The organism is Cryobacterium sp. Y62 (assembly GCF_002929785.1).
GTDB lineage: Bacteria > Actinomycetota > Actinomycetes > Actinomycetales > Microbacteriaceae > Cryobacterium.
This window is the reverse complement of the sequence record NZ_PJJK01000097.1, coordinates 46058-56473: the sequence shown is the minus strand read 5'-3', so window position 1 is coordinate 56473 and position 10416 is coordinate 46058. Positions and strand designations below refer to the sequence as shown.

The 10416-nt window shown below is 60.2% G+C and carries 7 protein-coding genes, 1 tRNA gene and 1 pseudogene; 4 read left to right on the top strand and 5 right to left on the bottom strand.

Translation table 11 applies throughout. From position 1 onward, the window contains the following. Positions 1–187: 187 nt before the first annotated feature. On the bottom strand, positions 188–1234 hold the full coding sequence (locus tag CXY71_RS07145; protein ID WP_104134957.1) for an IS110 family transposase: 1047 nt from the start codon (positions 1232–1234) through the stop codon (positions 188–190). A gap of 268 nt (positions 1235–1502) precedes the next feature. On the opposite strand from CXY71_RS07145, the pseudogene CXY71_RS21895 reads away from it, so the two are divergent. From CXY71_RS21895 to CXY71_RS07130, 3 genes and pseudogenes are all read left to right on the top strand, one after another. Continuing rightward, positions 1503–2313, top strand: a pseudogene (locus CXY71_RS21895) (transposase); the annotation flags it as partial. Between the two features lie 387 nt (positions 2314–2700). Then, positions 2701–5601 (top strand): PAS domain S-box protein, encoded by a 2901-nt coding sequence (locus CXY71_RS07135; RefSeq protein WP_104134955.1) that lies wholly within the window; start codon positions 2701–2703, stop codon positions 5599–5601. Between the two features lie 4 nt (positions 5602–5605). Next, positions 5606–5941, top strand: a complete 336-nt coding sequence (locus CXY71_RS07130) for a response regulator (RefSeq protein ID WP_104134954.1) — start codon at positions 5606–5608, stop codon at positions 5939–5941. 201 nt (positions 5942–6142) lie between these two features. Here CXY71_RS07130 and CXY71_RS07125 read toward each other — a convergent pair whose 3' ends face one another. The 3 genes from CXY71_RS07125 to CXY71_RS07115 form a co-directional block, all read right to left on the bottom strand. Next, complete coding sequence (locus CXY71_RS07125) at positions 6143–7435, bottom strand: ABC transporter permease (protein WP_104134953.1); 1293 nt, start codon at positions 7433–7435, stop codon at positions 6143–6145. After that, positions 7432–8172: an ABC transporter ATP-binding protein gene (locus CXY71_RS07120; protein WP_104134952.1), complete on the bottom strand. Its 741-nt coding sequence runs from the start codon at positions 8170–8172 to the stop codon at positions 7432–7434. The genes CXY71_RS07125 and CXY71_RS07120 overlap by 4 nt, the downstream gene beginning before the upstream one ends. Before the next feature lie 125 nt (positions 8173–8297). Beyond that, positions 8298–8948 (bottom strand): MBL fold metallo-hydrolase, encoded by a 651-nt coding sequence (locus CXY71_RS07115; RefSeq protein WP_104134951.1) that lies wholly within the window; start codon positions 8946–8948, stop codon positions 8298–8300. 141 nt (positions 8949–9089) lie between these two features. Between CXY71_RS07115 and CXY71_RS07110 the strand changes: the two genes are divergently transcribed. Beyond that, positions 9090–9162: transfer RNA gene (locus CXY71_RS07110), tRNA-Glu, on the top strand. Positions 9163–9201: 39 nt separating this feature from the next. Here CXY71_RS07110 and CXY71_RS07105 read toward each other — a convergent pair. Beyond that, the gene (locus CXY71_RS07105; protein ID WP_104134950.1) at positions 9202–10362 is read right to left on the bottom strand and encodes a class I SAM-dependent methyltransferase; all 1161 of its coding nucleotides are present in this window, start codon (positions 10360–10362) and stop codon (positions 9202–9204) included. Positions 10363–10416: the final 54 nt, after the last annotated feature.

The window sequence follows — 10416 nt, the reverse complement described above, 5'->3', positions numbered from 1 at the left end:
ATGATTCCTGATTCTCGCCCTACGTCACACGGCGGACTTGCTGTTAGCTACTGGCCTCACCCAACCCTGGCACGTAGGGCCTCGGGGCGTTGGATCAACAACGCAAGAAATCATCGTGTGATGTCAGTGAGTACCGATCAAAGTTCCTCACAGAAAGACACATCACACGACCCTTCTATGGTTGAAGTCAAGCAGTAAGGGTCGCCAGTGAGCGATAGATGCTGCGGGCGATGAATCGTTTGAGGCAGCGGTGGATCTCTCGCCGGGTTTTGCCTTCGGCGGTTCTTCTGTCAACGTAGCTTTTCGTCGTGGGGTCGGTGATCATGCGGCAGCGGGCAATAATGTGGAGCGCTCGGTTCAGTTGACGGTCGCCGTGGCGGTTGAGGCGATGCCGGGTCGTATTTCCCGATGATGCCGGAATTGGGCTACCGCCAGCCAACGCCGCGAAGGCGGCTTCCGAGCGCACTCTGCCTTGGTGGGAATAAGCGGTCAGGATGATAGCGGCCGTGAATGGTCCGACACCGGGGATGTCCTGAATGCCTGGAGCGAGTTCGTCGACGTGCTTTGACAGGGCCGCGTGATTCGTTTCCAACTCGCGAGTGCGCTGGTGGATCGCGGAGGCGAGCCTGCGGGCTTTAGATCGGGCGACGGCAGCGGCAGTGTCATCGCTGGAGCGATCGCGCCATGTGGCGATGATGTCGACTTGAGTATTGGTCAGGGGTGCGCGGACGTCGAGGCCCAGGTTGATTATCCGCAGGAGCGCGTTGAGCGCGTTGCGGTCGCTGGTGCGTTGGGAATCGATACTGTGTCTCGCGACGAGCAGAACTCGAAGGGCGCTGCGAAGCCCGTCGGCGCGCCGCAGAATCAGCGCGGTCGCATCGGTGCCAAGCGCGGTGCGGGCGGCAGCCACGGCATCGATTTGGTCGGTTTTACGGTGACCATCCCGGGCCTGCCGTTTGGGTGGTTTGACCTCGCAGACGCGGATCCCCGCGGTGGTGAGAGCGCGAGTCACGGTTGCTCCGTAGGAGCCGGTGCCCTCGACAGCGGCAAGCTGCTGCCCATCCGAGCGTCGCTCAATCCATGCGATCGCGCGGGCGGTGCCAGCGTCGGTGGTGGGAAACGAAGCGGTGTCAATGACTGCGCCAGTAGCGGCAGCAACGACTGCGTAGGTGTGCGTTTTGGCGTGGGTATCCACGCCGATGACGTATTTGTATGTGTCAGCCACGGTGCTCACGAAGTGTCTTCTTCCGGTAAATGGTTCGTTATCCGGGCCTGGGAGAATTGTCGCGAGGCAGATCTCTAATGAGTCACACCCCCGCCGGAGCGTGGGTGGACAACCTTCTATGAAGCCATCGAAACGGGTCAGGCCGGCACCGACCTAGCCCAGCGGACAGGTCGTGTGAAAGCCACCGCTTTCGCGGGACAGATGGCTCTTGAGTCACGTTGGGAAAGGCCGATACCAGCTTGCCAGCAAGCCCCAGGCCAGCTACTAACCATTAGAGATGGCTCTAGACCAGTCTGCCCTGCTTGAGCTCCTCGCAGAACTCAAGCTCACCCATGTCCCCAACCGTATTCGCGTCGCGACCGAAACCCTTCACTAAGAACTCATCGATGCCGAGGCGGCCGCCCTCATCGGCGCCGACACCGGCATCTCCAAGTCCGAAGTATCCCGAAATTGCAAGGATTAGACGGGGAAGTCGCTGCGTTTCGTGACCGGGACCCCTACGTGACCGGGACCCCTACGTGACCGGGTACCCCTGCGTGTTTCTCGACACCACGGATTGCGAGGCCCGCGTCAACCACCGCGTCATCTCCCAAGCTACGATCGTCGCCATCGGCGTGCCGCCGATAGACGCCGCGAGGTCCTCGGCTTCTCCGGAGGTGACAGCGAGACCGAGGTGTTCTAAACCAGCTTCCTCCGGTCGTTGAAAATCCGCGGCCTCGACGGTGTCAACCTCGTCATCTCCGACTCGCACTCCGGTTTGAAGAAGGCCATCCGCACCATCTTCGCCCCTCCCGACGCCAAGCACGTTCAGGCGCAGTTCGACGAGGTGACCCGCATGCTCGAACGCTCCCACCCCAAAGCAGCCCAAATGCTCCACGACGCCCGCAGCGACCTGCTCACGTTCTGCGGGTTCCCGCCCGAACACTGGCGGCAGATCCGGCCAACCAACCCCATCGAGCGCCTCAACAAAAAGATCAAACGCCAAACCTCATCGTCGGCGTATTCCCCAACCCTGCAGCTCTGCTCCGCCTCGGCGGCGCTGTCCACGGCGAGCAACACGACGAGCGGAAGCCTCAACCCGCCGCTACTGATCAGCGGGCTCCGTGCGCCAACTGGATGCATTCAACAACGCCCTCGCAACCATCGACGCCAGCATCCTCACGGGGGTGATTCCCCTTCCCGAACTCACTGCAGCATGATCAGAACCACTGACCTGCACGGTGTCGAGAAACTCCACAGAGATACTGGATGTTGCTTTGGTGCGCCGAACCTCCTGCAGCGCCGTGCAGCGATCTCCGCCCCAAGAAGGGGTCATTTTCTTTTTCATGCTATAGATATAAGTGAGCATATTTCCAAGTCGACGCACGGTAGGCCAGCGAGGCAAAGTTGCCGACTGCGAGCCTATTCGTCTCGACCGCGAAGCGCTGAATTTCTACTTAAACTCCACCTCGTATCGGTAGATCTCGGAAGGCGTGATGACCATGACATCCCATAGCCGCAAAAGTCATTCCCGGACTGCGATATCTGACACAGCCCCAGCGACAACAGAGAAGAGCGTTGCTGATCGGGGTGGTTCGAGCGAGCGCCAAGAGGCGTTGGAAAAGAATCTGTTGGAGCAGACCATAAGTCTGCAAGACGCGATCTTCAACAGCGTCAATTTTTCCAGCATTGCTACTGACGCCGACGGTGTCATTCAGATTTTCAATGTGGGCGCGCAACGCCTGCTCGGCTATACAGAGCAAGAAATCGTGAACAAGGTTGTACCGGGAGACTTGCACGATCCAGAAGAAATCATTGCCAGAGCAACCGAGCTGAGTGCCGAGCTCGGGACGAAAATTGAGCCTGGTTTTGAAGCCCTGGTTTATAAAGCCAGCCGGGGAATCGAAGACATCTATGAATTGACTACGATTCGCAAGGATGGCAGCCGCTTTCCAGCCACAATTTCGGTCACGGCATTACGTGACGCCGACAAAAAGATTATCGGCTACTTGTTGATCAGCGCCGACAACACGGCGCGCAACCAGGCATCGATCGCCCAATCTGTACTCGACCAACGACTGCGCGACCAACAGTTTTATACACGGTCTCTCATTGAATCCAACATCGATGCGCTCATGATGACCGATACCAGGGGGATCATCTCTGACGTGAACCAGCAGATGATCGAACTAACCGGGCGCACCAGGGACGAGCTCATTGGCGCCCCCTGCCGCAACTTCTTCACCGACCCAGCCCGGGCTGACACGGCGATCAAACGTGCTCTGGCGGAAGGCAAGGTGTGCGACTACGAACTCACAGTGCGGTCCATCGACGGAGATGAGACCGACGTGTCCTACAACGCCGCGACTTTCTACGATCGAGATCGAGTGGTGCAGGGCGTTTTCGCCTCGGCCCGTGATGTCACCGAGCGCAAGCGCCTGGAGGGAGCGCTTCGTAAAACGAACATTGATCTGGAACAAGCCAGCCGCATGAAGACGAAGTTCCTCGCAACGATGTCACACGAATTGCGCACCCCGCTGAATGCCATCATCGGGTTCTCTGAAGCGCTCAAGGACGGTCTCATGGGGGAGATGACCGCCTCCCAGCGTGAGTACGTTGGGGACATCTATGCCAGCGGGCACCACCTCTTGTCCCTCATCAATGACATCCTCGATTTATCCAAAGTTGAGGCTGGAATGATGGACATCGAGTTGGAACCGGTTAATGTGCGTGCACTACTGGACCAAAGCCTATTGATCGTGCGAAGTGATGCTTCGGCTCATGGCCTTCACCTCGCGTTTGAGGGAGCGGATAACCTGGGAAAACCGTTGCTCGACCGACGGAAAACCAAACAAATCGTGTACAACCTGCTGTCGAACGCTGTCAAGTTCACACCCGACAACGGGACGATCACACTTAAAGCAAGCCGAGTAGCCCGTAGCGCCATTGGGACGATCGCCGGTACCCGGCCGGTGCATGATTTTCCGCTGCCTAAGAGCGACATCGAACACTTTTTGGAGATTCGCGTCGACGACACCGGAATGGGTATTTCCGCCGAGAACATATCAAAACTTTTTCTTGCCTTCAGTCAGATCGATAGCACCTTGGCGCGAAAGTTCGAAGGCACCGGACTCGGTCTCGCCACAGTCAAACAAATGGTGGAGCTTCAGGGTGGCACCGTGGCCGTGGCAAGTGAGATGGGTGAGGGTGCCAGTTTTGTCATCTGGATTCCAATCGGAGCGACCGACGACATCGCCCCAGCTTGGTCGGGCACGGAGGCAAAAATGTCGCGGGGTGGCGCCGAGCTGCGCGCCGCGAAAAGTACGGGCACAGTACCCAGGTCGATAGACGACGCGCCCAAACCTCATCCTTACCACGGCTCCGACAGCGCGGACAGTGCGGACAGTGCGGCGAAGCCTGAGCCGCTTGTCCTCGACGGTGGATCCGCAGACGCGGCAGGAGGTGATGTTTCAAATCGGGAAGACAAGGGTGCCGTGGGTGTCTCCTTGCTGTCGGACAAGCGTGACCGTGAGGCCGCTGCCGTGAAAGAATCGACGGGAACGTCGCCGGGGGCGACCGAGAGTCTGCAGGGTCTGCCCGCACACGATGGATCGGAGAAGAAACACGTTGCCCTCATCATTGAGGACGACATCAAGGGCGCTGAAGTGCTGCGGCTCCTGTTGGAGGCCGAAGGATTTCGGGTCATTGTCGCTAACAGCGGCGAAGAGGGGTTAAAAATTGCTCCGCACCAGAATCTGAGTATCATCACCCTGGATATCCGTTTGCCGGGAATTGACGGTTGGGGTTTTCTGATGCGCCTGCATGAGATCTCTGATCTCGCCGCGGTGCCGATCGTGATTATCGCCGGAGCAGCCGATGTGAGCCTGGCCTTGACCCACGGTGCGGCCGCTGTACTGGAAAAGCCGATCAGTCGGGCCGCGCTGCAACAGTCGTTGGACGCGCTGGGCCTCAGCCCTGAATCCTTGCGCACCCGACGCGTTCTGGTTGCTGACGATGATCCCGAAACCGTTGACGTGATCGCACGATTTTTGACCGAACCGGAATATGCAGTTGAGCGCGCTTTCACCAAGGAGGCGGCCATCGAGATGGCGCAGAGGTTGCATCCGGACCTGGTTCTTCTTAACCTCATGATGGAAGGATTCAGCGGTTATCAGGTCGTGTTGGCGCTGCAAAGCGACGCGACGACCGAACAGATCCCCGTGTTGATTGTGACCGGTAAACCGCTCACTAAGCAGGAATCAGCGGTGGTGGATAGCGACCCGAGTCAGCCAGTGCGGGTGCTGGGCACGGAGAACTTCGACCGAACGTCCTTCATCGCCGAGGTCAAGCGCGCTCTGCGCTCGAGCAGCTCTCGGGGCAAGTCGGCGGGCACATGACGACGTGGCCAGAATTCTGATCGTTGAAGACAACCCCGTCAATATGAAGCTTGACACCCTGCTCGTGCGACATGCCGGCCATACGACGCCGTGGGCCGCTGATGCCGAAAGCGGATTGTTGATCGCTCGGGTGGAAGTGCCGGATCTGATTCTGATAGATATCCAGTTGCCAGGGATGGACGGGTTCGTCGCTACTGCCCAGCAAAATAATGACCCCCTTACTGCTGAAATTCCGGTCATTGCGCTGACCGCGCTGGCCATGACTCATGATCAGGACCGAGTGCGTCAGGCCGGATGTGGCGCATACATCACCAAGCCGATGCACTATCAAGAGCTTTAGGACACGATCACGTGGCTCTTGCAGCGAGCTGCGGATAATGCCGCGTCGGTTGAGGCAGAGCCACTGACACGCAATGCGCCCGCTGCACCTGGCCAAGTTGCGGGCAGCCCCATTAAAACAGTTGCCGTTGGAGTCTGACCAATAGGAAAGCTACAGACTCGGGTTGCTCACGCGTCATCCGCTTTATCTCCACTATGAGCGCTATTCGTAGCGCAGCGACTCGATCGGGTTCTGCTTGGCGGCTCGCTGGGCTGGAAGGGTTCCAGAGAGAAAAGCGATCACCATGACCAGCAGAATGACGAAAGTCACTGACATCGGTTCGAACAACAGAATATTCAGTCCCGGCAGCCCGGAGAGGAAACCCTGTGAGAGCACGGCACTCAACGCCGAGCCAAGGCCGATGGCCACTCCGGCCCCGATCGCGCTGCCGAGAAACCCGATAAAAATGGCTTCGAGACTGAACAGGGTATAGACCTTGCTGCCGCTCATACCCATGGCCTTCATCAGGCCGATCTCTCTGGTTCGTTCCTGCACGCTCATCAGCAGGGTATTGATGATACCGAATGCCGCTGCGATCAAGGCGATCACGGCGAAGGCGTTGAGCACACCGACGATGCCGTTGATCACCGTCTGCACGGCGCCGAGCTGGTCCGCGATCGTGCTGGCGGTGTAGCCGTCAGCGGCGAGATCAGCCTTGAGGACGGTCACTTCGGCGTCAGACATAGCGGCATCAAAGTGGGCGACAGCCACGCCGTAGCTCGTGACGGCGGTTTCGATGCCGCCGGACTGCGCGTCGGCCAACTCGGCGATCAACGCATCGTTGGCACCGGCACCCGCAGCAAGCAGACTGTCGAGCGAGACGCCGACGATCGTCGCGTCGACCGTGTGCTTCTGGCCAAGAATATCGGTGATCCCGATCGAAACGGATGCTCCGACGGCCTCATCGGCCGAGGCAAAGCCGAGCGGAGTGACGAAGGTGTCCGGCAGTACAACTTGCGCGTCGTTGGCGCTGCCATCGAGCTGGGCGCCCGCCGTAAGGTCAGCTGTGGTGACTGCCGAGGTGGCGTTGATGCTGAACTCGTATGGTGTCCCAGATTGGTATTCGATGTAGTCGGGTTGCACCGAACGGATCGGGTCGACCGACTCGATGCCGGCGGTTTCAGCGATCGTCATGAGGTCAGCATTTGTCAGCGCCTTGGTCGTGGTGCCGGGAGGCCCTTGTTGGCTGGAGACCGTTGCGGAACTCTCGGCGTCGTATTCGACCGGACCGTCGCCGGCTTCGGTCGCTTCGCTGGCCTGGGTGATGATAAAGACATCGGGGGAGCCGAGGGCGCCGACCTGGGCGTCGACGTATTGGCTGACGCCGGCGCCGACCGCGTTGGTCAGGGTGAGGGTGAACGCGCCAACGAAGATCGCCAGAACGGTCAGCGTCGTGCGGAGCTTGCTGCGAAAGGTGTTGGAGATCGCGGTGGCGATGAGATCTTTGGTTCTCATGCTGCGCCTCCGGCGGAGTTCAGGGGCTGGGCGTCAGGGCCGGTCGTTGGGGCGGTGTGCGACACGACGAGTCCGTCGCGAATATAGATTTGGCGGTCACAGCGAGCGGCGAGGTCCTCGTCGTGGGTGACGATGACGAGCGTTATGCCCTGGCTGCGATTGAGCTCAAAGAGGATGTCTTCAACGACTGCTCCTGTGGCGGTGTCGAGGTTTCCGGTCGGTTCGTCGGCGAAAATCACCCGCGGCACATTGACCAGAGCGCGGCCGATGACCACGCGCTGCTTTTGCCCGCCGGAGAGAGTGGTCGCCTTGTTGTCGGCCTTGTCGGTCAGCTCGAGCTGTTTGAGAACATCCATGCCGCGGCGCCGTCGTTCTTTGCCGCCCATGCCGGCGATCTTGAGCGGCAGGATGACGTTGTCGAGCACGCTGACGTTCGGGGTGAGAAAGAACTGCTGAAAGACGAAGCCGAACTCCTTATTGCGGAGTTCATTGACCGCGCGCTTCGAGAGTGACTTGGCATCTGTGCCGGTGACCCGCAGTGTTCCCTGGTCGGGCTCGTCGAGCAGTGCCAGCAGGTGCATCAGGGTCGATTTGCCCGAGCCGCTCTTGCCGACAATGGCCACGGACTCGCCGGCGATGATCTGAACAGACACCCCCTTCAAGGCATCGAAACGGCTCGCCCCAGACCCATAGGATTTCTCCAGGCCTCGCGCGTCAATGACCCATTCGGACTTCATCGTGCTTTCCTCAGTTCTGTGCGACCCACGCGGGCCTAATCTGCAGTAACTGCACTCTACGACGCAGCAATTGCAGACTAGCTGAGGGTGGGTCGTTGCGAGCGGATGCCCAGGCCCGGTCGTGCCTAAAGATCGATGCTGTCGCCCGGCTCCAGGGCAAAGAACTCCCCGCCACCGAGCTCCGTGACATTCTGGAATCGCACGTTGGACAAGTCTTTTCCAGCGCGGGAAAGCAACATTTCGTGGGTGGAAAAGCTGCGCCTGGGTTTGATGGCGAAAATGTAATCCATCGCCTCACTGATTTTCATCCACGGTGCTGCGGCCGGAACCGCAAGCGTGCCGACCGCGACACCCTCGGGAATCGTGAAGGCATCGCCGGCGTAGTACAGCTCATCGTTAACCAGCACCCCGACGTTGTCGATGACCGGGATCGACTCGTGAATGACCGCGTGTGTTGCGCCGAAGAAGCGCAAGTAAAACGGCTCGACGATGGCGGTGTCGTCGGCCTGCACCGTGGTCACGTCGAGGTCGGCGTCGAAGGCGGCGATGGCCCGCGCTGCGCCGGCCGGAGCAAAGATACGCAGGTCAGAGTTTATTTCGACGATCCGGTGCAGCTGTTCTGGGGTCCAGTGATCGGCGTGTTCGTGGGTGATGACCACGGCGACGGCGCCCGCCGTATCAGTAAGCGCCGTGGTGAAAGAGCCGGGATCAATGTACAGCTTGCTGCCCGAGAGTTCGACGATCAGGGCGGCATGCTCCAGCTTGGTCAGTTTCATGCCCCGAGCTAAGCGCGATTCGAGCCGTGGCGCAACAGCATCCGCTTTCTTGAATGCTGTTTACCGTCGTCGCGACGCGCCGCGAGCGCTCAGTTTGGAACTGCGCTGTTCCGTGTGGCATACTCGGTGAGTTGCAAAAACGGCCCCATCGTTTAGCGGCCTAGGACATCGCCCTCTCACGGCGGTAACGCGGGTTCGAATCCCGCTGGGGTCACAGTTGCCCGGCTCCCTTCTGCTGAAGGGGCTGGGTTTTTCAGTTTAAGCCGTGAGCGGCGCGGTCTGAGTTCGCACAAAGGCGCCAGAGTGACGTGACTTCGTTCGCGCGCACCGCATGCAGGGCGTCACTCGTGTCGCGTGCCCGCGAGTGCACGGCGAGCGCGTCGAGCGCTGCGATGACCCGCAAACCAGCCGAATCGATCACGGACATGAGATCGTCGCGGGAGCGCAGCCCGACCAGCTCGGCAAAGTCCGAGAGTACGAGCCAAACCTCACCATTCGGCTCCAGGTGGTCGATCACCCCGGCCAGGAAACCCTTGAGCATGCGTGACCCGGGGTCATAGACGGCCGCATCGAGGAGGGAATGGGCGGTTGCCGGAATCCAGGGTGGGTTGCAGACGATCAGATCGGCTCGCCCTTCGGGAAACAGGTCGGTCAGCTGCACCTCGACCCGATCGTTGAGCCCGAGTTGTGACATCGTTTCTCGAGCGGATGCGACAGCTTGCGGCTCAAAATCGGTCGCGACCACCCGCTGCACACCCCGCGTCGCGAGCACTGCGGCGAGCACGCCGGTGCCTGTGCCGATGTCGAAGGCCACCTGCGGTGCGGCCAGCGGGGCCGTAGCAACCAGGTCGACGTACTCGCTGCGCACCGGAAAGAAGGTGCCGTAGTGCGGGTAGATCGAGGCGTTCAGCGCGGTGACGGGAATGCCCTTGGTGCGCCACTGGTGGGCACCGATCGTGCCGAGCACCTCGTGCAAGGAGACAACGGATGCCTCCGCGATGCTTCCATAAGCATCGACCGTGGCGGCGCGCACGTCGGGAGCTCGCCGCAAGCCGATGACGTTTCCGATCTCCAGCGGAACCAGCAGCAGACCAAGAATGCGGGCCCGATGCGACCGGTTCTGCCGATAGCGGTAGAACAGTTCGGCGGTCGTGCGCTCGGTCTTGTCAGGCCGGGGCTTGGTGCGGTGTTCCAGAGCGGTCAGAATCTGGCGGGCGTTCCGAAAGTCGCCGGTCCAGAGCAGTGCGACGCCTTGCGAGGCCAGCCGGTAGGCGACATCTGCGGTGATGCTGTCATCAACCGGCACGACGCGTTTCGGGGCCGGGGCTTTATTGGCCGACCGCCAGAGCGCGGAGGCCGGCACGCCGTTCTCGGACCAATCGAGGTACTCCTGCGGGGTGCCTGGGGCCGTCATCGAACCCAGTCCATAGTCATAAGATTAAACTATAGGTGGCACTGCGGCGACGGT

Coding starts and splice junctions, on each gene's coding strand:
- CXY71_RS07115 (WP_104134951.1), bottom strand. CDS start 8,948: ATGAAACTGACCAAGCTGGAGCATGCCGCCCTGATCGTCGAACTCTCG.
- CXY71_RS07120 (WP_104134952.1), bottom strand. CDS start 8,172: ATGAAGTCCGAATGGGTCATTGACGCGCGAGGCCTGGAGAAATCCTAT.
- CXY71_RS07135 (WP_104134955.1), top strand. CDS start 2,701: ATGACCATGACATCCCATAGCCGCAAAAGTCATTCCCGGACTGCGATA.
- CXY71_RS07125 (WP_104134953.1), bottom strand. CDS start 7,435: ATGAGAACCAAAGATCTCATCGCCACCGCGATCTCCAACACCTTTCGC.
- CXY71_RS07105 (WP_104134950.1), bottom strand. CDS start 10,362: ATGACGGCCCCAGGCACCCCGCAGGAGTACCTCGATTGGTCCGAGAAC.